Source organism: Pseudonocardia sediminis (assembly GCF_004217185.1).
In the GTDB taxonomy this organism is placed as follows: Bacteria; Actinomycetota; Actinomycetes; order Mycobacteriales; family Pseudonocardiaceae; genus Pseudonocardia; species Pseudonocardia sediminis.
In genome coordinates this window covers 1-23,124 of record NZ_SHKL01000001.1, presented here as the reverse complement: position 1 = coordinate 23,124, position 23,124 = coordinate 1, and the positions used below count along the sequence as shown (strand labels likewise).

General features: G+C 73.6%; 22 protein-coding genes and 1 pseudogene. 12 read left to right on the top strand and 11 right to left on the bottom strand.

The window, feature by feature from the left end; genetic code table 11:
* The first annotated feature begins 11 nt into the window (after positions 1-11).
* From yidD to EV383_RS31870, 8 genes and pseudogenes are all read left to right on the top strand, one after another.
* Positions 12-374, top strand: a complete 363-nt coding sequence (yidD, locus tag EV383_RS00110) for a membrane protein insertion efficiency factor YidD (RefSeq protein WP_130288012.1) — start codon at positions 12-14, stop codon at positions 372-374.
* Positions 368-1,528: a membrane protein insertase YidC gene (gene yidC, locus EV383_RS00105; RefSeq protein ID WP_130288011.1), complete on the top strand. Its 1,161-nt coding sequence runs from the start codon at positions 368-370 to the stop codon at positions 1,526-1,528. The genes yidD and yidC overlap by 7 nt, the downstream gene beginning before the upstream one ends.
* 102 nt (positions 1,529-1,630) lie before the next feature.
* Positions 1,631-2,155 carry a Jag family protein gene (locus EV383_RS00100; RefSeq protein ID WP_130288010.1) on the top strand — a complete coding sequence of 175 codons (525 nt, stop codon included), beginning with the start codon at positions 1,631-1,633 and terminating at the stop codon, positions 2,153-2,155.
* Positions 2,156-2,157: 2 nt separating this feature from the next.
* Positions 2,158-2,904: a 16S rRNA (guanine(527)-N(7))-methyltransferase RsmG gene (gene rsmG / locus EV383_RS00095; RefSeq protein WP_423213622.1), complete on the top strand. Its 747-nt coding sequence runs from the start codon at positions 2,158-2,160 to the stop codon at positions 2,902-2,904.
* 46 nt (positions 2,905-2,950) lie between these two features.
* Positions 2,951-3,853, top strand: a complete 903-nt coding sequence (locus tag EV383_RS00090) for a ParA family protein (protein ID WP_242622818.1) — start codon at positions 2,951-2,953, stop codon at positions 3,851-3,853.
* A gap of 5 nt (positions 3,854-3,858) precedes the next feature.
* The gene (locus EV383_RS00085) at positions 3,859-4,848 is read left to right on the top strand and encodes a ParB/RepB/Spo0J family partition protein (RefSeq protein WP_130288008.1); all 990 of its coding nucleotides are present in this window, start codon (positions 3,859-3,861) and stop codon (positions 4,846-4,848) included.
* A 71-nt stretch (positions 4,849-4,919) separates the two neighbouring features.
* Positions 4,920-5,102, top strand: a pseudogene (locus EV383_RS33000) (RidA family protein); the annotation flags it as partial.
* A 70-nt stretch (positions 5,103-5,172) separates the two neighbouring features.
* Positions 5,173-5,343 (top strand): hypothetical protein, encoded by a 171-nt coding sequence (locus EV383_RS31870; RefSeq protein ID WP_242622816.1) that lies wholly within the window; start codon positions 5,173-5,175, stop codon positions 5,341-5,343.
* Positions 5,344-6,046: 703 nt separating this feature from the next.
* On the opposite strand, the gene EV383_RS00075 is transcribed toward EV383_RS31870, so the two are convergent.
* Entirely contained in the window at positions 6,047-6,994 is a 948-nt protein-coding gene (locus EV383_RS00075; RefSeq protein WP_130288006.1) for a D-alanine--D-alanine ligase family protein, read from the bottom strand.
* Positions 6,995-7,061: 67 nt separating this feature from the next.
* Positions 7,062-8,429, bottom strand: a complete 1,368-nt coding sequence (locus EV383_RS00070; protein ID WP_207223382.1) for an aminotransferase-like domain-containing protein — start codon at positions 8,427-8,429, stop codon at positions 7,062-7,064.
* Positions 8,430-8,664: 235 nt separating this feature from the next.
* On the opposite strand from EV383_RS00070, the gene EV383_RS00065 reads away from it, so the two are divergent.
* Complete coding sequence (locus tag EV383_RS00065; protein ID WP_165438179.1) at positions 8,665-9,333, top strand: GNAT family N-acetyltransferase; 669 nt, start codon at positions 8,665-8,667, stop codon at positions 9,331-9,333.
* Positions 9,334-9,408: 75 nt separating this feature from the next.
* Here EV383_RS00065 and EV383_RS00060 read toward each other — a convergent pair whose 3' ends face one another.
* The 8 genes from EV383_RS00060 to EV383_RS00025 form a co-directional block, all read right to left on the bottom strand.
* The gene (locus EV383_RS00060) at positions 9,409-10,560 is read right to left on the bottom strand and encodes an N-acetylmuramoyl-L-alanine amidase (RefSeq protein WP_130288005.1); all 1,152 of its coding nucleotides are present in this window, start codon (positions 10,558-10,560) and stop codon (positions 9,409-9,411) included.
* A gap of 211 nt (positions 10,561-10,771) precedes the next feature.
* On the bottom strand, positions 10,772-11,098 hold the full coding sequence (gene trxA / locus EV383_RS00055) for a thioredoxin (RefSeq protein ID WP_130288004.1): 327 nt from the start codon (positions 11,096-11,098) through the stop codon (positions 10,772-10,774).
* A gap of 41 nt (positions 11,099-11,139) precedes the next feature.
* Complete coding sequence (gene trxB / locus EV383_RS00050) at positions 11,140-12,141, bottom strand: thioredoxin-disulfide reductase (protein WP_130288003.1); 1,002 nt, start codon at positions 12,139-12,141, stop codon at positions 11,140-11,142.
* A gap of 149 nt (positions 12,142-12,290) precedes the next feature.
* Positions 12,291-12,998 (bottom strand): hypothetical protein, encoded by a 708-nt coding sequence (locus EV383_RS00045; protein ID WP_130288002.1) that lies wholly within the window; start codon positions 12,996-12,998, stop codon positions 12,291-12,293.
* Positions 12,995-13,543 carry an RNA polymerase sigma factor SigM gene (sigM, locus tag EV383_RS00040; protein ID WP_165438178.1) on the bottom strand — a complete coding sequence of 183 codons (549 nt, stop codon included), beginning with the start codon at positions 13,541-13,543 and terminating at the stop codon, positions 12,995-12,997. The genes EV383_RS00045 and sigM overlap by 4 nt, the downstream gene beginning before the upstream one ends.
* An 83-nt stretch (positions 13,544-13,626) precedes the next feature.
* On the bottom strand, positions 13,627-15,357 hold the full coding sequence (locus EV383_RS00035; RefSeq protein WP_242622815.1) for a protein kinase family protein: 1,731 nt from the start codon (positions 15,355-15,357) through the stop codon (positions 13,627-13,629).
* Between the two features lie 285 nt (positions 15,358-15,642).
* Positions 15,643-18,141, bottom strand: a complete 2,499-nt coding sequence (locus EV383_RS00030; protein ID WP_130288001.1) for a DUF6049 family protein — start codon at positions 18,139-18,141, stop codon at positions 15,643-15,645.
* Positions 18,138-18,632 (bottom strand): NUDIX hydrolase, encoded by a 495-nt coding sequence (locus EV383_RS00025; protein ID WP_130288000.1) that lies wholly within the window; start codon positions 18,630-18,632, stop codon positions 18,138-18,140. The genes EV383_RS00030 and EV383_RS00025 overlap by 4 nt, the downstream gene beginning before the upstream one ends.
* 206 nt (positions 18,633-18,838) lie before the next feature.
* On the opposite strand from EV383_RS00025, the gene EV383_RS00020 reads away from it, so the two are divergent.
* Positions 18,839-20,326 (top strand): CCA tRNA nucleotidyltransferase, encoded by a 1,488-nt coding sequence (locus EV383_RS00020; RefSeq protein ID WP_423213677.1) that lies wholly within the window; start codon positions 18,839-18,841, stop codon positions 20,324-20,326.
* A gap of 33 nt (positions 20,327-20,359) precedes the next feature.
* Here the strand turns inward: EV383_RS00020 and EV383_RS00015 are convergent, their stop codons facing one another.
* The gene (locus EV383_RS00015) at positions 20,360-21,760 is read right to left on the bottom strand and encodes an MFS transporter (RefSeq protein ID WP_242622814.1); all 1,401 of its coding nucleotides are present in this window, start codon (positions 21,758-21,760) and stop codon (positions 20,360-20,362) included.
* Positions 21,761-21,846: 86 nt separating this feature from the next.
* Between EV383_RS00015 and EV383_RS00010 the strand changes: the two genes are divergently transcribed.
* Positions 21,847-22,398: a YqgE/AlgH family protein gene (locus EV383_RS00010; RefSeq protein WP_130287999.1), complete on the top strand. Its 552-nt coding sequence runs from the start codon at positions 21,847-21,849 to the stop codon at positions 22,396-22,398.
* 62 nt (positions 22,399-22,460) lie between these two features.
* Positions 22,461-22,967, top strand: coding sequence for a DUF427 domain-containing protein (locus tag EV383_RS00005; RefSeq protein ID WP_130287998.1), 507 nt, complete (start codon positions 22,461-22,463; stop codon positions 22,965-22,967).
* Positions 22,968-23,124: the final 157 nt, after the last annotated feature.

Below are 23,124 nucleotides of genomic sequence, written 5' to 3'. Positions count from 1 at the left end.
AGCTGGTCGCAGTGAACCTCGAAGCAGTACCCGCCGGGACAGAGGCGGGGCCCCGCCGTCCGTCCGCGGGGGCGCGGGCCGCGGCGACGGTGTTGCGGGGATACCAGCGGTGGATCTCCCCCGCACTTCCCCCGACGTGCCGCTTCTACCCCACCTGCAGCGCATACGGGATCGAGGCGTTGCAGGTGCACGGCCTGGTGAGAGGCATCTGGCTCACCGCTCGCCGGTTGCTGCGCTGCGCCCCGTGGCACCCTGGCGGGGTAGACCCGGTTCCGCCGCGTCGTGAGACGACTTCTTCCCGATCAAGAGGCCCCTCGGCCGAGGACCGCACCACGGGCCACGCCCGAGACCGCGAGGAGCAAGCGCCGTGCTGAACTTCATCTACTACCCGATCAGCTTCATCATGTGGCTGTGGCACGAGGTGTTCAGCTTCGTGTTCGGGGACACGAGCGGCCTGGCCTGGGCGCTGTCGGTGGTGTTCCTCGTCGTCACGCTGCGCGCCATCCTCTACAAGCCGTTCGTCGGCCAGGTCCGGTCGATGCGCAAGATGCAGCAGATGGCCCCGGAGATGCAGAAGCTCCGGAAGAAGTACGCCAACGACAAGCAGAAGCTCGCCACGGAGATGCAGAAGCTCCAGGCCGAGAACGGCGCGAACCCGCTCGGCGGCTGCCTGCCGGTGCTGGTGCAGGTGCCGGTGTTCATCGGTCTGTTCCACGTGCTGCGCGAGTTCAAGCCGGGCAAGACGGAGAACTACTACTTCGGCGCCGACGAGGTCCGCTCGTTCGTCGACTCGAACCTGCTCGGCGCCAAGCTCGGCGGGGCGATCTTCCCGATCCAGGGCGTGCCCAGCGTGACCGAGCTCGGCGGCAACCTGCTCAACCAGTGGATCGTGATGGTCCCGCTGATGATCGCGGCCGGCATCTTCACCCACATCACCGCGCGCCACTCGGTCGCCCGCCAGGCCGAGGCCCAGGCCGGCAACCCGCAGGCCGCGATCATGAACAAGCTGATGCTGTACGTGTTCCCGATCGGCGTCGTGGTCGGTGCGCCGTTCCTGCCGCTCGCGGTGCTCTTCTACTGGGTCACGAACAACCTCTGGACGCTCGGCCAGCAGTACGTCGTCTACAAGCGGATCGACTCCGAGGAGTCGCAGAAGCGCGAGAAGACGGCCGAGGCCGCGAAGTCGCTGGCCCCGAAGCCCGGGCAGAAGCCGGTCCGTCCGCAGGACCGCAAGGCCTCCGACGTGACGGCCACGAACGAGCCGGAGACGGTCGAGAGCGACGAGATCGACGTGCCGGAGACCGCGACATCGAACGGATCGTCCCCCCACGGCAACGGCGCCAACGGCAACGGCGCGAGCGCGAACGGGTCGTCGGCGAACGGCAACGGCGCCCGTCCGTCCGGTGGGCAGAAGAAGCCCGGAGCGAAGCCGGTGAAGACCCCCGGCGGGGCCTCCGGGAAGCGCCCGTCGCAGGGCGGCAAGTCCGGCGGATCCCGCCCGGGAGCCGGCAAGCGCAAGCGCCGCTGACCCCCGACCCGCGCAGCTCGGCCCCGGCGGGCCGGGACACACCGCACACCCGCCGCGTGGGCCGGCTGCGCCCCATGCGTTCACGTGGAGAGGAGACACACCGTGCCGAAGACCGCACAGGACGGTGACGTACAGACCCCCGAGCCGGCCAAGCCGAGCGGCGAGGACGTCCTGATCCAGGAGGGGGACATCGCCGGGGACTACCTGGAGAAGTTGCTCGACGTCTTGGATTTCGACGGGGACATCGACCTCGACGTCGAGGGCGGGCGCGCGATCGTCAGCATCGACGGGGGCGACGACCTGAACAAGCTGGTCGGCGACAAGGGCTCGGTGCTCGAGAGCCTGCAGGAGCTGACCCGGCTGGCCGTGCAGCAGGCCTCGGGCAACCGCAGTCGGCTGATGCTCGACATCGCCGGCTGGCGCCAGGGCCGCCGTGACGAGCTGACCGAGCTCGGCAAGCAGACCGCGAACGACGTCAAGTCCTCCGGCGAGGCGGTACGCCTGCGCCCGATGACGCCGTTCGAGCGCAAGGTGGTGCACGACGCCGTCGCGACGGTCAAGGGCGTCGTCAGCGAGAGCGAGGGCGAGGAGCCGCGCCGCCAGGTGGTCGTCCTCCCGGACAACTAGTCGTGGCCGACAGCGAACCCGACCCGGTCGCCGTGACGCCTCCCCCGCCCCCACCGGCGGCCGGGGAGGTGTTCGGCGACCGGCTCGCGTCGGCGGTCCGGTACGTCGAGCACCTCGCCACGTCCGGCGTCGAGCGGGGCCTGATCGGGCCCCGGGAGAACGACCGTCTCTGGGACCGGCACGTCCTCAACTCCGCCGTTCTGGGCGAACTCGTCCCCGAGGGGGCGAAGGTCGTCGACGTGGGTTCGGGCGCGGGCCTTCCCGGGATACCGTTGGCACTGGCCCGGCCGGATCTGCGGATCGTTCTCGTGGAGCCGCTCGCGCGGCGGGTGGACTGGCTGGACGAGGTCATCGAGGATCTGGGCCTGTCGATCGCCGTCGAACGGGGCCGGGCCGAGGAGTCCGCCGTTCTGCGACGATGGGAGGGAGCCGACGTGGTGACCGCACGCGCCGTCGGGCCGCTGGCCCGGCTCACCGGTCTCTGCCTGCCCCTGGTCCGGCACGGCGGCAGCATGCTCGCCCTCAAGGGGGCGTCGGTGGCCGAGGAGATCGAGCGGGACCGTGCGGCGGTTCGCACGCTCGGCGGCGGCGAACCGAGGATCCTGGAGTGCGGCGCCGGAGTGGTCGACCCGCCGACGACGGTGGTGGCGATCGAACGGATGTCGGACCGGCGTGGTGGTTCCCAGCGGGGTGGGGCACGACGCGGTGGGCCCCCGGGCCCGAACCGGAGGAAGGAGCAGCGACGATGAGCAGGACACGGCTGTTCCACGTGAAACATTGCAGAGAGGGCCTCGCGTGAGTCTCGGATGGACCCCGATCGCGGAAGAGGCGGAGAGGGCCGCCCGGGTGCTGCATCCGGACAAGCACGGAATGCCGCGGCCGTCGTGGCGCCGCATCCTCACCGTCGCGAACCAGAAGGGCGGCGTCGGTAAGACGACCAGCACCGTCAACCTGGCGGCGGCACTGGCCATGCACGGGATCCGCGTGCTGGTGGTCGATCTCGACCCGCAGGGCAACGCCAGCACCGCCCTCGGCGTCGAGCACCGGACCGGGACCCCGTCGGTCTACGAGGTCATGCTCGGCGAGATCGACCTGCGGGAGGCCGCGGCCCAGAGCTCCGCGTCGCCGAACCTGCTCTGCGTGCCGGCCACGATCGACCTCGCCGGTGCGGAGATCGAGCTCGTCAGCATGGTGGCCCGCGAGGCCCGGCTTGCCCAGGCCCTGACCGACGACGCGCTGGCCGAGCTCGACGTGGACTACGTCCTGATCGACTGCCCGCCCTCGCTCGGGCTGCTGACCGTCAACGCGCTCGTCGCGGCGGCGGAGGTGCTGATCCCGATCCAGTGCGAGTACTACGCGCTGGAGGGGCTCGGGCAGCTGCTGAGCAACATCGACCTCGTGCGCTCGCACCTGAACACGTCGCTGCACGTCTCGACGATCCTGCTGACGATGTACGACGGCCGCACCAAGCTGGCCGACCAGGTGACCTCCGAGGTCCGCCAGCACTTCGGCCCGACCGCCCTGCGCACCGTCATCCCGCGCAGCGTCAAGGTCTCCGAGGCCCCCGGCTACAGCCAGACCGTGCTCGCCTACGACCCCGGCTCGCGCGGGGCGATGAGCTACGTCGACGCCGCACGCGAGATCGCCGAGTACGGCGCGAACCTTCGGGCCGACCCCGGCCGCACGAACGGACGGTAGAACCGATGGCCGAACGCAGAGGGGGTCTCGGCCGCGGGCTGGCGGCCCTGATCCCGACCGGTCCGGTCGCCGAGCCCGGTGCGCCGTCCCGGCCCGGTGCGGGCTCCGCACCGCTGAACCGTCCCGGCCCGCCGGAGCCCGCTCCCCCGGCCGGCGGGACGGCCGCCGTGGACGCGCCGGCCGTCGTCGACGGCGGGGCGGAGTACCGGGAGATCCCGCTCGCGCGGATCGTGCCCAACCCGAAGCAGCCGCGGATCCAGTTCGACGACGAGCACCTCGCCGAGCTCGAGCACTCGATCCGCGAGTTCGGCCTGCTGCAGCCGATCGTGGTCCGGTCCAGTGGCCGCGACTACGAGCTCATCATGGGCGAGCGCCGGTGGCGTGCCGCCCAGCGCGCCGGGCTGGAGGTGCTGCCCGCGATCGTCCGGCACACCGCCGACGACGCGATGCTGCGCGACGCCCTGCTGGAGAACATCCACCGCGTCCAGCTCAACCCGCTGGAGGAGGCCGCCGCCTACGAGCAGCTGCTCGAGGAGTTCGGCGTGACCCACCACGAGCTCGCGGACCGGATCGGGCGCAGCCGCCCGGTCGTCACGAACATGATCCGTCTGCTGCGTCTCCCGGTGTCGGTGCAGCGCCGTGTCGCCGCCGGAGTGCTCAGCGCCGGGCACGCCCGCGCGCTGCTGGGCCTGGAGGACGCCGGCAAGCAGGAGGAGCTCGCGACCCGGATCGTCGCGGAGGGGATGTCGGTCCGCGCGACCGAGGAAGCCGTCGTCCTGGCCCGCCAGGAGGGCCCGGCCAAGGAGCGTCCGGCCCGCCGGGTCACCGAGACCCCGGCCGAGATCACCGAGGTGGCCAACCGGATGTCGGACGCGTTCGACACCCAGGTGCGGGTCGAGGTCGGCAAGCGCAAGGGACGCATCGTCGTCGAGTTCGGCTCCGTCGAAGACCTCGAGCGGATCGCGTCGATCATGGGTGTGCAGGGCCGCGACTGACCGCTCCCCTCCCCCGGCCCGTGGTTTCACGTGAAACCACGGGCCGTCGTCGTTCGAGGGAGTCGAGCACCATGTCGTCGACGTACTCACGACGGATCATCAACCCGTGCACCTGGCAGGACGATCTGGGCTTCGTCCAGCGCGTCGAGGTGACGGGTGGGCGGACCCTCTACCTGGCCGGAGCCGTCGCCTCCGACGGGGACGGGAACGTCCTGCACGCCGGTGACATCCGCGGGCAGGTCGTCGCCGCCCTCGACAACGCCGAGACGATCCTTGCCGCGGCCGACATGCGGTGGGAGCACGTCGTGCGGTTACTGGTACGTCGTGAGCTCGGTCCTGGACGAATTCTGGGAGAAGGGCCATCCGGAGCTCACGGCGCGCTTCGACCGCGTCGGGTGCGGGGCGCCGGGCACCCTGGTGGGGGTCGACCGTCTTGCCGAGCCGAAGCTGCTCTGCGAGTTCGAAGGCACCGCCGTGGCGCCCGTCGACGCCTGATGGTCGCGACCGCACCGACGTCCGTGGCCGCCGGACCGACACCGTCCCGGCGGCGGGCTCGGCGTCGTCACGTGTCCTGGGGACGGGCGAACGGGCCCGCCGAGGCCGCGGGGTGGGCCGGAAGGGGCCGCACTCGGGGTCGTCGGGGCCGGGAGGTGGCCGGTCGGTGCCGTGGATCGGACGAGCCGGCCGGTGACCGAGGCGCTCAGAGGCTCGCTGTGCGAGATCGGCGTCGACCCCACCCGGGCGTGGTTTTCGCTCGTTTCGGCTCAGCGGCGATCTGAGGGCGCGCTGTACGGGCCATCCGCGGGCGATCGGGTGTGACCTGGACAGGTGGGGCGGGTGTGGTGGAAGTACCCGTCATCGGCCCTGAACGGTCCGTGGGCGGGTCGGAAATCGCTGATCCGGTCCGATGTGGGCCGTCCGGGCCGAGACGGGCCGGTGTCCGGCCGAGTGCCGTCGAACCATCTCGTCGGGCCGTGGCGACGTGAGAATCGGGCTCGCGATGGTCGTCGGAGTCCGGAACCGGTCGCCGGGGCGTGCTGGAGCGGTCGACGCTCCTCGATGTGGAGGTGTCGGTTCCGTGTTTCACGTGAAACCGCGTCGCTCCTCGCCCGTCTCGGCGAGGCGGGCGGTCGGGTTTCACGTGAAACATCGGTGTACGTCCACACGGGCCGCCCCGCGTGTTTCACGTGAAACCGCGTCAGGCGCGGTCGGACGCCCGCTCGATCAGCGACCGGTAGACGCCGGCCAGGTCCTCGCCCGCAGCCGTCACGGCGGTCGGGAGCAGGGAGGTGTCGGTCAGTCCCGGGGACACGTTCATCTCCAGGATCTGCACCTGCCCGTCCTCGGTGACGATCGCGTCCAAGCGCGAGACGTCGCGCAGGCCGAGGAGCTCGTGGGCCCGCAGCGCGGTCTCCTGCAGGGTCGCCAGCGTCGCCTCCGGGAGCCGGGCCGGGCAGTGGAAGGACGCGGCGCCGGGCGTGTAGCGGGACGTGTAGTCGTAGAACCCGGACGGCACCTCGACCTCGACCGGCGGCAGCGCGCGGGGTTCGTCGCCGTCGTGCACGACCGAGACGGCGACCTCGGTCCCCCGCACGTGGCGCTCGGCCAGGACGGTGTCGGCGTAGGCCAGGCAGCTCACCATCGCCGCCGGCAGGTCGGCCGCCTCCTGCACCATCTGGACGCCCAGCGCGGACCCGCCCTGGTCCGGCTTGAGAACCAGGGGCAGCCCGAGCCGGTCCACGATCGCGTCCAGGACGCCCTTCGCACCGAGCTCGCGGAACGTCGAGTGCGGCAGTGCGACCCACTCCGGGGTGCTCAGGCCGGCGCGGACGAGCTCGGCCTTCACCCCCGGCTTGTCCCAGGACCGGCGGCAGGCGCGTGACGGCGTCCCGACGAACGGGATCCCGAGAAGCTCCAGCACGGCCTGCACCGCGCCGTTCTCGCCCTCCCCGCCGTGCAGGGCGATCGCCACGGCGTCCGGACGTTCGTCACGCAGCCGCGTCAGCAGCGAGGCGTCGACGTCCCACTCGCGGACCTCCATGCCGACGGCGCGCAACGCACCACTGAGGCGTCGCCCGGAACGCAGCGACACCTCTCGCTCGTGGGACAGGCCTCCGGCCAGGACGGCAACGTTTCGATCGGTCACCGGGGCATTGTCCTATCGTCACCGGTCCCGCGTCCGGGCGGGACCGGTGACGACAGGAGAGTGTGGATCAGGTGGTGTCGGGCGACGGGCTCTGCGGCCCGCGGGTCAGCTCCGTGCGTGCCGACGTCCCGAACGTACGCACGACGTCCAGCTCCGCCTCCAGGACCGCGGCCAGGCGCCGGACGCCCTCGGTGATCCGCTCCGGGGTCGGGTAGCAGAACGACAGGCGCAGCTGCCGGCTCCCGAAGCCGTCGGCGTAGAAGCCGGTGCCGGACGCGTACGCGACGCGTGCCGTCACCGCCCGCGGCAGCATCGCCTTGGTGTCCACGCCCTCCGGCACGGTCAGCCACACGAAGAAGCCGCCGTCCGGGACGTTCCAGCTGCAGCCCTCGGGGAGGTGGGTCTCCAGGGCGGCGAGCATCGCGTCCCGGCGCTCGCGGTAGTTCTCGGTGAACGTCTTCACCTGGCTGCGCCAGTCGTGGTGGGCCAGGTACCGGGAGACGAGCATCTGCGTGAAGCTCGGCGGGCACAGCGTCGCCGACTCCGCCGCCAGCACCAGCCGGTCGCGGACGAGCGGCGGGACCAGCGCCCAGCCGACGCGGAGCCCGGAGGCGAACGTCTTGGAGAACGACCCGAGGTAGATGACGTCCGCGTCGATCGAGCGCAGCGCCGGGTAGACCTCGCCGGTGAAGCCGAGCAGCCCGTACGGGTTGTCCTCGATGACCATCACGCCGAAGTCGCGGCAGATGTCGAGGATCCTCGGGCGGCGCTCGACGGCCAGCGTCACGCCGGCCGGGTTGTGGAAGTTCGGGATCGTGTAGAGGAACTTCGGCGTGATCCCCTGCGCGGCCAGCGACCGCAGCGCCTCGGTGAGGCGTTCCGGGACGAGGCCGTGCTCGTCCATCGCGACGTGCACGACGCGGGCCTGGTAGGCCGCGAAGCTGCCCAGGGCGCCGACGTAGGACGGCCCCTCGGCCAGCACGACGTCGCCCGGGTCGATGAAGATCCGGGTGAGCAGGTCGAGCGCCATCTGCGAGCCGACGGTGACGACGACGTCGTTCGGGTCGCCCTCGATCCCCTCCTCGCGCATGACGTCGCAGATCTGCTCGCGCAGCACCGGCACGCCCTGGGCGGAGCCGTACTGCAGCGCCATCAGGCCGTCCTGCGTGACCAGGTCGGCCACCTCGGACGACAACGACTGCAGCGGGAGCGCCGCCAGGTTCGGCATGCCGCCGGCCAGCGAGACGACCTCGGGCCGGCTGGCGACGGCGAACAGGGCCCGGATCTCCGACGCCGTCATGCCCGCGGTCCGGGTCGCGAAGCGCTCGGTCGGTGACACGGCGAGCTCGGTCCGGGGCTGGTGGGGAGCTGCCGCCGCTGCCGCCGCGGTCACCGTGAGGTCGGTGGACTGCTGCGGGCGATCGGGCGACGACATGCGCGCTCCCAGGTGACGGGGGTGGATCGGACCGCCCGAGTGTAACCGGGTCAGGTGATCATCCTGCCCTTCGTCGTGGGTCACACACCTCTGGCAGCACACGGGGTGTTTTCGGGAGCTGTATCGAATTAGGCTGCGGACGGATCGAGGAGGGGCCGAGCACCCGCTCCCGCGATCAGAGCATCAGATACGCAGCGGGGGGTCCCCCAGCGCGACCCGACGGCCGGAGGTTCCCGTGTCCTGGCATGTGGCTCCGCTCAATCTGGACAATCTGGGCGATCTGCCCAAGCGTTGCCGGAGCTGCGTCTACTGGGAGCTGTCCTCGCGCGGCGCCGAGCAGGCGGACGAGTACGGCACGACCGACCTCGAGAAGGAGGCCTGGCTCTCCGAGGTGCTCCTGGAGTGGGGGTCGTGCGGCCGGATCGTGCACATGGGCGGGGTCCCGGCCGGCTACGTGATCTACGCGCCGCCGTCGGCCGTGCCGCGGGCGACCGAGATGCCGACCGGCCCGGTGAGCGCCGACGCGGTCCTGCTGACCACGATGCAGATCCTGCCGGAGTTCTCCGGGGAGGGGCTGGGCCGGATGCTCGCCCAGGCCGTCGTGAAGGACCTCACCCGTCGCGGCGTCAAGGCCGTCGAGGTCTTCGGCGACGCGCGCCCGGGCACCGAGGCCGACTGCGTCGTCCCGGCCGAGTTCCTGCGCGCCGTCGGGTTCAAGACCGTCCGCCCGCACCACCGCTGGCCGCGGTTGCGGATGGAGCTCCGCTCCGGTCTGGAGTGGAAGGAGGGCGTCGAGGCGGCGCTCGAACAATTGTTCAACACCGTGACGATCCCGGTGCAGACCCCGGCCCCGGTCGAGCGCCGGACCCCGGTCCGGGTAGGACAGTGCTCAGCGACGATCTGAGGGCGCCCTCAGATCGTCCGTGATCGACTCGCGCGGCCGTCCCGGACTCCGGGGCGGGACGGCCGGCGAACAGGCCTAGATGGCCCTGATCTGGTCCCTGCCGAACTCGCGGGCCAACACGTCGGAGAACGTGAAGGTGCCGGTCGGCTGGTCGTCCTGGCCCAGCAGGTACAGCCGCTTGACGGCCACCAGCACGCCCTCGGCGACGATGTCGCGGAACTCCGGGTCGAGCAGCCGGCGCCGGTCGCCCAGGTGCGTCAGGTAGCCGACCTCGATCCGGACGGCCGGCATCCGGGTACGGCGTACGAGCTCCCAGGTGCACGGCTGGCTGCGGCAGTCGAGCATCGGGGTACGGGTGAGCAGCTCGCGCTGGATCAGCCCGGCGAGTGCCTCGCCGACCGTCGACGTCGTGCCGGAGCCGTTGCCGAAGTGGTAGGTCGCCAGGCCCTCCGCGTGCATGCTGCGGTTGGCGTCGGTGTGCAGCGAGACGACGAGGTCCGCGCCGACGTCGTTGGCGAACTGGGCGCGCTCGACGTCGGTCGGGCAGGTGGTCTCCTGCCGGGACAGCATCGCCTCCATGCCGGTGGCCGACATCCGTCCGGCGATCCGGCGGGCCAGGTCCCACATGAGGTCGGCCTCGTTCACGCCGGCGATCTCGACGCCGCGGTCCGGGCCGCCGTGGCCGGGATCGATGACGATCCGCTTGCCGCGCATCCGCGGTCCGGCGCGGCGCAGCAGCTCCTGCTCGCGCAGCAGGCCGGGACGGCCACCGGTGACCTTGCGTCCGAGCCGGCGGAACGCCCGCAGCGTCTCCGGGCCGCACACGCCGTCCGGGGTCAGCCCGTAGTCGCGCTGGAAGCGGCACAGCGCCTGCTCGGTCTGCTGGTCGAACGTCCCGTTCGGGCGGCCGACGTTGTAGCCGAGCTCCAGCAACCGCTCCTGGAGCGTGGCGACGTCGTCACCGCTTGTCGGGGTGGACAGCGTGAACGAGAGCATCCGGTCCCCGAGGGTCCACCCGGCCTCGCGCAACGCTCGGTAGGTGTCCGGGCCGACGATCCCGTCGGTGATCAGTCCACGACCCTGCTGGAAGACGCGGACGGCGTGGTCCACGTCGGCGTCGAAGTAGCCACGGGACTGCGGCGTGTCGACCAGCAGGCCGAGCTGCCCCAGCTTCTCCCGGATCTCTTCCACGGCAGGACCGGAGTCCCCGCGCCGGAGCAGCTGCATGCACCCCTCGCTCGATGTCGGTGGCGCCGGGTCGGCGCGTGGTTCCTACGGTGGCGCCGGGTCGGTCCCGCCCGTCGGCCGGGGCCCATTGTGCCCTGCCGTCGCCCGAACGAGGCACAGCGGGGCGAACACGCGCGTGTCCCGGCCGTGATCAGCCGGGACACGCAGCGTGACATTCGCCCACACGCATGCGCGTGCGGTGAACGGTGGATCAGATGTGGTCGGCGAGGTCCTGCAGCAGGGCCGCCTTCGGCTTCGCGCCCACGATCTGCTTCACCGGCTTGCCGCCGGAGAACAGGATCATGGTCGGCACCGACATCACCTGGTAGTCGCGGGCGACCTCCGGGTTGGCGTCGATGTCGAGCTTTGCCACGGTGAGCTTCTCGGAGTTCTCCCCCGCGATCTCGTCGAGCACCGGGGCGACCATCTTGCAGGGGCCGCACCAGGTGGCCCAGAAGTCCACCAGGACCGCCTTGTCGCTGTTCAGGACGTCGTCGCTGAACGAGCTCGTGGTGACGTCGATCGTGTTTCCGGCCATGGCCTTCTCCTTCGGTGTGGGGTCTGTGGGGTCGTGGGAGATCAGTGGGCGGGTTCGTGCACCTTCTCGGCCTCGGTCGCCCCGTAGCCGCCGCCGACCATCTCGGCGTCGACCGAGCCGGCGGCGAGCCAGCGCTCGGCGTCGATCGCCGCGGCGCAGCCGGAGCCGGCCGCGGTGATGGCCTGCCGGTAGGTGTGGTCGACCAGGTCGCCGCAGGCGAACACGCCGTCGACGTTCGTGCGGGTGCCGGGCGCGTCGACGCTCACGTAGCCCTCGTCGTCGGTCGCGACCTGGCCGGTGACCAGCGCGCTGCGCGGGTCGTGACCGATCGCGACGAACATGCCGGTGACCTCGAGCGAGTCGGTCTCACCGGTCACGGTGTCCTTGAGCTCGAGCGACTTCACCGAGCCCTCCCCGGTGACGGCGGTGACCTCGGCGTTGGGGCGCCAGCGCATCTTCGGGTCGTTCTTCGCGCGCTCGAGCATGATCTTCGAGGCCCGGAACTCGTCGCGCCGGTGGATGATCGTGACGGTCTCGGCGAACTTGGTGAGGAACGTCGCCTCCTCCATCGCCGAGTCCCCGCCGCCGATGACGGCGATGTGCTGGTCGCGGAAGAAGAAGCCGTCGCAGGTCGCGCACGAGCTGACGCCACGGCCGAGCAGCTCCTGCTCACCGGGGACGTAGAGGTAGCGCGGGGCGGCGCCCATCGCCAGGATCACGGCGCGGGCATGGAACGTCTCCTTGCCGACCACGACCTCCTTGACGTCGCCGTCGAGCTTCACGGAGTCGACGTCCTGGGGTCGCAGGTCGGCGCCGAAGCGCTTCGCCTGGCCCCGCATCTGCTCCATCAGGTCCGGGCCCACGATGCCGTCGGTGAACCCCGGGTAGTTCTCCACCTCGGTCGTCGTCATCAGGGCGCCGCCGAACTGGCTGCCCTCGAACACGATCGGCTCGAGCTGGGCGCGCGCGGCGTAGACCGCTGCGGTGTACCCGGCCGGACCCGACCCGATGATGATCAGGTTGTGCACCGTGTCGGTGGTCACGGGGTCTTCCCTCCCTGCGGACGTCCGGCGCTCGGCGCCGGGCTGTCGGTCGTCGCGGCCGTCTCACCGGGTCGTTCCCCGGTTCCGGCCGCTGAACCCTTCAACACGATCCTAGGCAAGGGCATTCCGGCCGGTCGCGGTGTGCGGGGTCAGCGACCGGCCGTCGTCGAGGCCAGGAGCCGTCCGCGGCCGGCGTCGCAGTCGACGACGAGGAGCCGGAACCGGCCGCGCACCCCGGTGCCCAGGACCAGCAGCGTGCCCGGCTCCCCGCGTACCGCGTAGGGACGGCCGCCGAGCAGCGCCGCGCCCGGGTCCGGGACGCCGGCGGAGGTGAGACAGGCCCGCCGCCGTGCCGGATCGGCCAGCGGGCCGGCCCCCTGCTCCCCCACCGCGCCGGCGCCGGCGGCCCGCAGGTCGCTCTCCTCGCTCACGACGTGCGGGGACGACGGGGCACCGACGGTGACCGCGACCGCGGCGACGCCGGCGACGGCGGCCGCCACCAGCCCGGCGAGCACGGCGGACCGGGGACGGCCCGGCGCCCGGCGCCCCGCTGTCCCCTCCGGCGAGGGGAGGTGTCGCTGCGGGGCCCCGGTGCCGTCGTGCGGAGGACGGACGAGCCGCAGGCGGGTTCCGGACGGGCGCGGGCCCTCCGGTGCGGTGGTGTCGCCCGTGGGCCGGTCGTCGGAGGACCCCACCGGTGGGGTCCCGGCGGCACGGGCCCCGCTCCGCATCTCCTCGGCCAGCGCGGCCCCGATCCGGGCCGAGACGTCGGCGGGCATCGGGGGCGCTCCGAGTGCGGCCAGGGCGGCGCGCACGTCGCCGACATCGGGCCCGTGCTCGTCCGGTCGCGGGGTCATCGTCGTCCCTCCCGGGCGTCCGTGAGCAGCTCGACCAGCCGCGCGCGACCGCGCGCGGACCGGCTCTTCACCGTGCCGGACGGGATCTCCAGGATCGCCGCGGCCTCGGCGACCGGGTAGCCCAGGGCGTCCACCAGCACCACGGCCGCGCGCTGCTCGGGCGCCAGCAGGGCGAGAGCGCCGTCGAGGGCCACCCGGCTGGTCACGGCCGTCGACAGGTCCGGTCCCCGTCCCGGCCCGTCGAGGGGCTCGTCGCCGGCGACCGGGTGGCGGCGGGCCCGGTGCACCCGATTCATGCACTTGTTGACGAGAATGCGGTGGAGCCACGTCCCGACCTCGGCGTCACCGCGGTAGCTCCGCGTCCGCAGCGCGGCGAGGAAAGCCTCCTGGACCGCGTCCTCGGCGTCCGCGCGGTCACCCAGGATGCGGAACGCGACGGCCCAGAGACGGTCCCGGTACCGCCGGAACAGCTCGTCGAACGCGCCGGTGACCCCGGCCAAGTGGTCGGCGAGCAGCTCCCGGTCGGAGCCGATCGAGGTGGTCACGCGCGCACGGTAGGCAGCGGGGCGGACCGCCCGTGGGCGAACGCGACCGGACGGTCACGGGAGTGAACGCGGGCGGAACCGGGTTACTGCACGGCCCGGGAGAACGTGACGTCGTCGATCTGGCTGACGTTCTGCCCGTCCTGGGTGCCCAGCGTCGTGATCCACAGCAGCAGGTGCTGGGTGGGCTGGCTGTCCGCGAGCGGGACCGTGGTCTCGCCCTGCTGGAGGGTGACGCTGGTGACCGGGACCGTCTCGGCGAGCGTGGCGTCCGCGGACGGGGCGGACCGGATCTCGACGACGGTGCCCGCACTGGGCGAGTCGATCGTCAGCTGCGAGAGCTGCTCCGCGGAGACGAACGAGGCCATGATGCCGACGCCCGGCTTGAGCGAGGGGAACGGCTGCCGGTACTGCTGGGTCTTCCAGCTGGTCGCGGCGTCGCCGTCGGTGACGTTGGAGACGTCGTCGGCGTTGTCGCCGTCGCCGGTCGGGTCGAACACGTCGACGGAGACGGTGCCGACCGTCGCGGTCTGTGCGGCCGGAACCGCGTTCTGACCCGCCCCGGCGGGCGCCTGACCGGCGACCGGGGGCGCGCCGACCACGATCGGCGCCGGACCGCCACCCGCGCCGAACAGCGCGCCGAGCTGCACGCCCACGTAACCGAGCACGATCAGCACGCACACGGCCAGCACGGACAGGCCGATCATCAGGTTGCGCCGGCGCACCGGGTCGCGGCGCGTGTCGGCGACGCGGTCCTCGTCCTGCCAGACGTCGTCCGGCTCGGCGGGGGCGCCGTCGTTGAGCGGCGGGAAGAGTGCGACCTCGTCGTCGTCGGCGAGGACCTCGGTGAGCAGCCGGTGCACGGCCGCGGCGGTGTGCACGCGTCCGAGCCCCTCGCTCTGGCCCAGCGCGCCGGTGCACAGCGTGTCGAGCTCGAGCGGCACCCCCGGCCGCAGGGCGGACGCGGGCCGCAGGGCGCCGGACGGCGTGCGGTCGGCCGAGACGAGCTCGGCGCGCGCGGCGTCGGCGACCGACAGCGGCCAGCGGCGGGTCAGCAGCGTGTAGAGCACCGCACCCAGGCCGCGGACGTCGTCCGCGGCGGTGACCGAGGGCCGGGGCAGCAGGAACGCGAGCTGGGCCCGTCCGTCCGGGGTGATCCGCACGCGCTGCGGGTGGTCGCACCCCAGGACCAGGCCCTGCTGGTGCGCCTCCATGGCGGCCGCGGCGAGCGGCTCCAGGATCCGGGCGGCGCGCAGCGCGCGCACCGGGCCCTCCGCGACGACCTCGGACAGGCTCCTGCCCGGCACCCACTCGGCGACGGCCGCGCCGAGCACGTCCTCGGGCAGGCCGTGGCTGCCGGGGGCGAGCACGTCGAGCAGGCGGGCGCTGCCGACGTGCTCGAAGCACCCGGAACGCAGGGCCCGCACGACCATCTCGCCGGCGCGGGCGGCGCCCTCGGGGTCGGCCGAGCGGTCGTCGGCGGGGAGCCGGCGCAGCACGGTGATCGCGACGGGGCGGCGCAGGACGGTGTCCTCGGCGCGCCAGAACTCCGCACCCGCGCCTAGGTCGGAGCCGACCCGCTGCAGCAGCCGGTAGCGGTCGGTCAGCGTGGAGCCCGACGTGGTGCCGACGACGTCGCGGGCGGCCGGGATCCGTTCGGTCGGCCGGGCCTGCTCGGGGACCCGGGGGGTCGGCCGGGGCCGTCCGGTCTCCGCGGATCCGGCCTCGGGCACGTCTGCGGCGTCGACCGTGCGGGCCGGGGTGTCGGTGACCTGGTCACCGGTCTCCACCTGCTCGTCGGCGGTGGCGTCGGGCACGACCGCGGACGGATCCGACTCCTTCGGCCGGTCGAGCCGCGTGAGTGGGGCAGGGCGCTGTTCCGTCTGCCCGCTCAACGGCCTCGCCCTCCCACGTCGTCCGGGGTCCCGCCAACCGTTCAAGACTACGTCACCCCAGCCGTTCCGGACGAGCCGGAAGTGACGTCCGGCGCGCCGCCGGGTTCCGTGGCGTCCACCACGTAGGACTGATCGCCACGTCAGCGGCACATGCGCCGGGCAGGCGCCGTCCGGGGACGGGCGGCGGTGCTGCTGCGGTGAGCGGTCTCACGGGCGTGTCCGGGAGCTGTCCGGTCCCGGACGGCCGGTGGGTGGCGCCATCGGACGCCGGGGCGGCTGCGGGCCGGGAGGCCGCGGCGCCGGTGCCGGGCCCGGCGGGCCCCGGCGGATCGGGGTCGTCCGGGCGCTCGGGTCGGCGCCGTCGGGCGGGGGCGGGGGCGCGGTCGGGGGGCCCTGGTCCGGTCCGCGGGGGGCGCCCCCGGCCCGGCCCGGCCCGTCCGGTGGCCGGCCCCGCCCGCCGGGGGCGTCGCCCGGAGGTCCGCCACCGGGCCGGATCCGGCGCAGCACCCGTCGCACCACGAGGACGACCAGGACGGCGCCGGCGATCGCGGTCAGCCAGACCGTGACCGTCCCGTAGACGGTGGACCGCACGCGCAGGCGGGTGTCCGGGCCGAGCGTCGCGCCGTCGGGGGTGCGCAGCCCGGCGTCCACGCTGAACTGCCCGGCGCGGGTGACCTTCGCGCTGACCCGGACCTGGACCCGGCCCAGCGGCGGGACGGCCTGCACCGGGATCGGCGCCACGCGCAGCCCGGACGTGCTGGACAGGACGATCCGCACGTTCATCGTCACCGGCAGGCCGTTGGCCACGGTCAGCAGGAGCGGGGCGTCGCTGGTCCCGAGGGAGTACGGGCTCGGTGGTTCGAGCACCCGGATCGACGAGCGGAGACCCTCGATCCGGGAGGCGACGAGCTCGGCGTCGCGGTCGGCCAGGTCGGGCCGTCCGCGCCAGGCCGTGGAGACCGCGCGCAGCATGCCCAGGCGCAGCGGGTCGAACACCTCGGCCGGGCTGGCGCCGACACCGGTCCGGCCCTCGGCCGCGGCGCGCAGCTCGGCGATCGACCGGTCCTGCTCGGCGACCGCGGTCACCGCGCTCGCCGGGATCTCCTGGCCGCCGGCCTGGACCGGGTAGTAGAGCCGGGCGGTGCTCCCGTCGGTCACCGGCCCGGTGGTCGTCACCGCGGCGAGCCCGGTCGGGGCGAGTCGTCCCTCCCCGATCAGCGACGCGGCCGCGGAGAGCAGCGCCGCCCCGGCCGCGCCGTCGGCGTTCCAGCGGTGCGGCGGAGCGACCACGAAGGGCCCGGGACCCGGGCCGGCCTCGGACCGGAAGGCCATCGCACCGATGAGGTCCTGGCTGCTCATCGCCCCGGTGCCGCCGGCGGGGATCTCCGGGTTCTGCCCGCGTGTGCCGTCGCGGCCGACCGGGCCGGTCGCGGCCTCGGTCAGCAGTGGATCGGTGATCACGGCGCGGGTGCCGCCCGCGGCGCCGGCGATCGGCACCACCCCCGCGGTCCGGGCGGCGTCGGTCTCGCCGAGGCCCTCGGCCGAGAGGAGGACCGACGACGGCCCGTCCAGCGCCGCGAGGGTGGGCTCGTCGAGCACGCCTCCGGCCGGCCACACCGCGCCGTCGAGGACGGCGGTGCCCAGGTCCCGGGCGAGGTTCGCACGGCCCTGCTCGACGGCGGCGCGGGCCAGGTCGGCCTCGCCGCCGCGGACGAGTGCGACGAGGTCGGCGTCCGAGCTCGGCAGCGCCAGCACGCAGCTGCCGCGGGCGGTGGCGGAGAGGTCGTCGAGCCACTGCCCGGCGGCCTCGGCGCCGCGGCCGGGGACGGTGGCGCCGTCCGCACCGGTCGCCACGTCGTAGCCGTTGCGGATCGCGGCGGCCGTCGCCACCAGCTCGGGGTCGATCGCCAGGCACGTCGCGGCCCGCACCGGGGAGCCGGTGGGTGCCTGCGCGGCCAGCGCGTCGACGAGCCCGCGCAGCCGTCCGCCGGGGCCGAACGACGCGGCCAGGTCGTCGTCGGTGAGCACCGGGACCTGCCCCGGGACCGGTGGGATCCGGTGCGGCGTGTCGGTGATCGGGTAGAGCATCGAGAACGGCGACGCCGCCGGCGGGTCGGCCGCCGGTGCGCCGGGCAGTCCGGACACCGGCAGCAGCATCCGGGCGGTGGCGAGGCGGGAGCGCTCGCCGCCGGTAGACCCGTTCACGTTCACCAGCAGCGGGTAGGTGCCCGGTCCGGGCAGGGCCAGCGTCCGGGCCGGGTCTCCGGTCAGCGGGACCGCGTAGCGGAACGGCGTCGACACGCCCGGGGCCAGCGCGCCGAGGTCGGCGAAGGCCGGGGTGACGTCGTCGGCCCCGCCCTCGCCGTCGAGCGCGCCGCGCAGCGTCGCCTCGCCGAGGACCGCCGGGCCGCGCTGCACCCGGACGCCGAGCGACTCGATCGGCGTCGGCCCGGTGTTGGTGACGGTGCCGGTGACGACGAGCTCGCCGGGCCCGGCGCCCGTCACCACGCGGGGGGTCATGGTGGCCAGGTCCAGCCGGACGGGCCCGGGCTGCGCCTGCTGGGACGGCTGCGTCACCACCGGGGTCGCCGTCCGGGGCACCGCGGGAGACGCGGCACGGGGCGCCGGCTGCCCGGCGAGGGCGGGTCCCGCGGTGCCGAACAGGCCCACCAGGACGATCGCGACCAGGGCCGCGACCCTCCTCACGCGGACTTCTCCAACAGTTCCGTGGCGTGCCGGATCAGCCTCCGCTCGTCCGCGTAGGCCAGGCGGCTCTCCAGCTCGTCGAGCGGGACCCAGGCCACCTCGGAGACCTCGACGTCGGCGTCGCTGAGCTCGCCGCCGAGTGCGCGCATCAGGAAGTGGTGCACGGTCTTGTGCACCCGTCGGTCCTCGGCGACGAACCAGAAGTCGATGGTGCCCAGGGGAGCCATCACCCGGCCGATGATGCCGGTCTCCTCCTCGACCTCGCGCACCGCGGCCTGCTCGGCGGTCTCACCGGCCTCGATGTGCCCCTTCGGCAATGACCAGAGCAGCCGTCCGCGCCGGTCGAGACGACCGATGATCGCGGCCGTCCCGCGGCTGCGGTCGACGACGAGGCCGCCGGCGGAGGTCTCGTCCACCGTGCGCAGACGGCGGCGCCGGTCCGCGGACCTCCCCGCGCGGCGCCCCCCGGAGCGGCCGCGGGACGTGGACATGTGGCGATGGTAACGAGAGCGGGGTCGGTGCACGGGACGGCGACGCGGCCGGAGCGGCGATCTCCGTCCGACGATCACCCGTGTGCGCGCGGGCCGGGTCGTGGTGAACCCATCCGGACGCGGGCCCCGCGGCCCGGCGCCTACACTGGCCCGTCGTGTCATCGCCGCTCGTGATCCCTTCCTCCGCCGGTACCCGGACGGCCTCGGTGCGTCCTGCCCCCTCCGACCGGGACGCAGGCCCCGGATCCCACGACGAGGCGGCCGAGCTGCACCGTGCCCAGGAGAACGCCGTGGTCGAGCTGCTGGACGTCCCCGAGGTGGCCGACGAGCTGGCCACCCGCTTCCGTGAGCGCGGGCACCGGCTCTACCTCGTCGGCGGCAGCGTCCGCGACGCCCTGCTGCACCGTGCCTCCGGCGACCTGGACTTCACCACCGACGCCCGTCCCGAGGCGATCCTGGAGATCGTGCACGGCTGGGCCGACGCGGTCTGGGACACCGGGATCGCGTTCGGCACCGTCGGGGCCCGTCGCCGCGACGACCCGATCGAGATCACCACGTTCCGCGCCGACAGCTACGACGGCGCGTCGCGCAACCCCGAGGTGCGCTTCGGCGACGACATCACCGGCGACCTGGTGCGCCGTGACTTCTCGGTCAACGCGATGGCCGTCGACCTGACCGACGGACCGGAGCACCGCCGGTTCGTCGACCCGCACGGCGGCCTCGCCGCGCTGGCCCAGGGCGTGCTGGACACCCCGGCCGCGCCCGAGCAGTCCTTCTCCGACGACCCGCTGAGGATGCTGCGCGCGGCCCGGTTCGTCTCCCAGCTCGGGTTCACCCCGGCCGACCGGGTCCTGTCCGCGCTGCGCGAGATGGCCCCCCAGCTGAGCCGGATCACCGCCGAGCGGGTGCAGGCCGAGTTCTCGAAGCTGATCCTCGGCGAGTACCCGCGGCGCGCGCTGGAGCTGATGGTCGACACCGGGCTGGCCGAGCTCGTCGTGCCCGAGGTGCCGGCGATGCAGCTCGAGACCGACGAGCACATGCAGCACAAGGACGTCTACACGCACTCGCTGGTGGTGATGGAGCAGGCGATCGGCAAGGAGACCGACGGGCCGGACCTCGTCCTGCGCCTGGCCGCGCTGCTGCACGACATCGGCAAGCCGGCGACCCGGCGCAAGGAGCCGGACGGGCGGGTCAGCTTCCACCACCACGAGGTGGTCGGCGCCAAGATGACGCGCAAGCGGCTCAAGGAGCTGCGCTACCCCAAGGCCGTCATCGACGACGTGTGCCAGCTCGTCTACCTGCACCTGCGCTTCCACGGCTACGGCAAGGGCGAGTGGACGGACTCCGCGGTGCGCCGCTACGTCACCGACGCAGGCCCGCTGCTGGAGCGGCTGCACCGGCTCGTCCGCTCGGACTGCACGACCCGCAACCGCCGCCGGGCCAACGCGCTCCAGCGCAGCTACGACTCGCTCGAGGATCGGATCGCCGAGCTGCGCGAGCAGGAGGAGCTCGACGCGATCCGCCCCGACCTGGACGGCAACCGGATCATGGAGCTGCTCGGCGTCGGTCCGGGGCCGGCCGTCGGCAAGGCCTACAAGCACCTGCTCGCGCTGCGGATGGAGCAGGGCCCGCTCGGCGCCGAACGGGCCGAGTCCGAGCTGCGGGCCTGGGCCGCGGAGAACCTGCCCGGCTGATGTTCATACGTCTGTATGACACAGACGTATGAATCAGACGGGCTCGCGATCGAGGGACCGCCGGCCGCGCAGATAGACGACGTGCGCGGCGAGGCCGGCCAGGTAGATCCCGCCGGCCACGGCCAGCAGGGCCGGTGACCGCCCGTCGGCCGGGCCGACGAGCGCGGTGAACGTGATGGCCAGGACGTAGCAGACGTTGAACACGGCGTCGAAGAGCGCGAACACGCGTCCGCGGACGTCGTCGGAGGCGCCGCCCTGCACGCCCGCGTCGGCGCAGAGCTTCACGACCTGGCCGCAGACGCCGAGCAGGAACGCGGTCACCAGCACGACCGGCAGCGTCAGGAACGCGGCCACCAGCAGCTGCGACGTCGCGGCCCCGGCGAGACCGACGCGCACCGCCACGACCGCGCCCACACGCCGGACGAGCCAGGGCGTCAGCAGCGCCGCCGCCCCGAGCCCGGCCGCGGTGAGCAGGACGATCTGACCGACGCCGAGGAGCCCGCCCGCGCCGGAGGTCTGCTCCGCGGTGAACGTGTAGCGGAACAGCATGAGCATCAGCAGCGTGTTGATGCCGAACGCCAGCCGGTGCGCGACGAGACCGAGGAACGGTGCCGCGACGGCCGGCGTCGTCGTGGTGGCCCGGGCCCCGGCCACCAGGCCGCCCGCGATGGTCCGCCAGAGCCCGGCCTCCCGTGCGCGGATATCGCTGTCAGAGCGACGATGTCCGCTCACAAACTCGGGATCCGCCGGATCCGGGCCCAGCGCCGCACGGGTGAAGCCGATCGCCAGCGCCGCGGCCAGCAGGGACCCGCCGGCGGCCGTCAGTGTGGTCAGCGCCGACCCGGCGTCGTCGGCGCCGAACACGGCCCGGAAGCCGATGGCGCTCGCCGCGCCGAGCGCGGACATGCTCGCCCCGACCGTCACCGACAGCGTGTTCGCCGGGACCAGCCGCGATCTCTCGTCGACGACGTGCGGCAGCGCCGCGGACAGGCCGGAGAGCACGAACCGGTTCACCCCGGTCACGGCCAGGGCCAGCACGAACAGCGCGGGACCGGCGAGGCCCAGGGCCAGGGCGCCCGCCACGCACGCGACCAGCAGCGCCCGCAGCACACTCGCCCCGGCCAGCACCCGGCGCCGGTCCCAGCGGTCCAGCAGGGCGCCGGCGAACGGTCCGAGCAGCGAGTACGGCAGCAGCATCACGGCCAGCCCGGACGCGATCAGCAGCGGATCCGCCTCGCGCTCGGGGTTGAACAGCACGGCCCCGCCGAGCGCGGCCTGGAACAGCCCGTCGGCCCACTGCGCGGAGAGCCGGACGGCCAGGAGCCGGGCGAACGCCGGCGTCCGCAGCAGGTGCGCGAACCCCGACCACCGCCGGCCGCGGGCGCCGACCTGGGACGTCGTCACGACGTCCGGATCTGTGGGGGTACTGCGCACGGGTGGTGAGCCTACGTCGCCGGGGCGGGTGCAACGATGGGCTCGTGCGGCCTCATCGCGCCGGTCCCGGCGCCCATCCTCCGGTGATGCCGGGCTCCCTGCTCGTGGCCGCGCCGAGCCTCACCGATCCGAACTTCGCACGGACGATCGTCTACATGATCGAGCACCGTCCGCAGGGCAGCCTCGGCGTCGTGCTGAACCGGCCGGGCCCGGGCGAGGTCCGCGAGGTGCTGCCGGCGTGGGGGCCACTGGCGTCCGAGCCGGGTTCGCTGTTCCTCGGCGGCCCGGTCGAGAACGGGACGGCACTGTGCCTGGCGGCGTTGCGCACCGGGCAGACCACCCGCGACATCCGCGGGCTCACCTCGGTGCGCGAGCCGGTCCAGCTCGTCGACCTCGACTCCGACCCGGCTCCGCTGGCGCCGCGGCTGCGCGGCCTGCGGGTGTTCGCCGGCTACTCCGGCTGGGACGCGGGGCAGCTGGCCGGGGAGATCGCGCGCGGCGACTGGTTCGTCGTCCCGGGCCTGCCCGACGACGTCCTCGGCCCGGCGCACGACGGTCACTGGGAACGCGTGCTGCGACGGCAGGGCCTCCCGCTCGCGCTGCTGGCCACGTTCCCGCTGGACCCGGCGCGCAACTGAGGGGCCGGCCCGTCGGGGCGCGGGTAGCGTCGGTCGCACCGCAGTCAACGGAGGTCACGCCCATGTTCGATCGACGTCCGACCCCCGAGACACCCGGCCCCGGCCAGGAGTCGGTCTGGGACTACCCGCGCCCGCCCCGGGCCGAGCGGATGAAGCGTCACGCGGTGCTGCGCCACGCCGGCGCCGTCGTCGCGGAGTCCGACGACCTGGTGCGCGTCCTGGAGACGAGCCACCCGCCGACCTACTACCTCCCGCGCACGGCGTTCTCCGACGGCATGCTCGCCGCCGTCGAGCGCCGGACGTTCTGCGAGTGGAAGGGCATCGCGCACTACGTCGACATCTCGGTGCCCGGTGCGGAGCCGCTGCGCTCGGTCGGCTGGTGGTACCCGGAGCCGGACGCGCGCTACCCGGAGCTGACCGACCTGGTCGCGGTCTACGTGGCGCCGTTCGACGAGATCCGCCTGGACGACGAGTTGGTGCGCCCGCAGCCCGGTGGCTTCTACGGCGGGTGGGTGACCGACGAGGTCGTCGGACCGTTCAAGGGCGGGCCCGGCTCACAGGGCTGGTGACCCCACCCGGCCACGGAACGAGCGGCACGGTCGTCGGGAAGGTTCCGACGAGCGTGCCGGTCGCTGATCGAGGTGGGCGGGCGCGGCGCCGAGGATCAGGGGGTGCCGGACTCCTGCTCGGCCCGGGCGGTGTCGGCCCCGGCGGTGTCGGCCCGGG

What these genes read in the sequence shown, in the direction of transcription:
- EV383_RS00085 (WP_130288008.1), top strand. Translation starts at nt 3,859, where the DNA reads ATGGCCGAACGCAGAGGGGGTCTCGGCCGCGGGCTGGCGGCCCTGATC.
- EV383_RS00005 (WP_130287998.1), top strand. Translation starts at nt 22,461, where the DNA reads ATGTTCGATCGACGTCCGACCCCCGAGACACCCGGCCCCGGCCAGGAG.
- EV383_RS00070 (WP_207223382.1), bottom strand. Translation starts at nt 8,429, where the DNA reads ATGTCGTCGCCCGATCGCCCGCAGCAGTCCACCGACCTCACGGTGACC.
- trxA (WP_130288004.1), bottom strand. Translation starts at nt 11,098, where the DNA reads ATGGCCGGAAACACGATCGACGTCACCACGAGCTCGTTCAGCGACGAC.
- EV383_RS00025 (WP_130288000.1), bottom strand. Translation starts at nt 18,632, where the DNA reads ATGTCCACGTCCCGCGGCCGCTCCGGGGGGCGCCGCGCGGGGAGGTCC.
- EV383_RS00045 (WP_130288002.1), bottom strand. Translation starts at nt 12,998, where the DNA reads ATGACCCCGCGACCGGACGAGCACGGGCCCGATGTCGGCGACGTGCGC.
- EV383_RS00060 (WP_130288005.1), bottom strand. Translation starts at nt 10,560, where the DNA reads ATGCAGCTGCTCCGGCGCGGGGACTCCGGTCCTGCCGTGGAAGAGATC.
- EV383_RS00010 (WP_130287999.1), top strand. Translation starts at nt 21,847, where the DNA reads ATGCCGGGCTCCCTGCTCGTGGCCGCGCCGAGCCTCACCGATCCGAAC.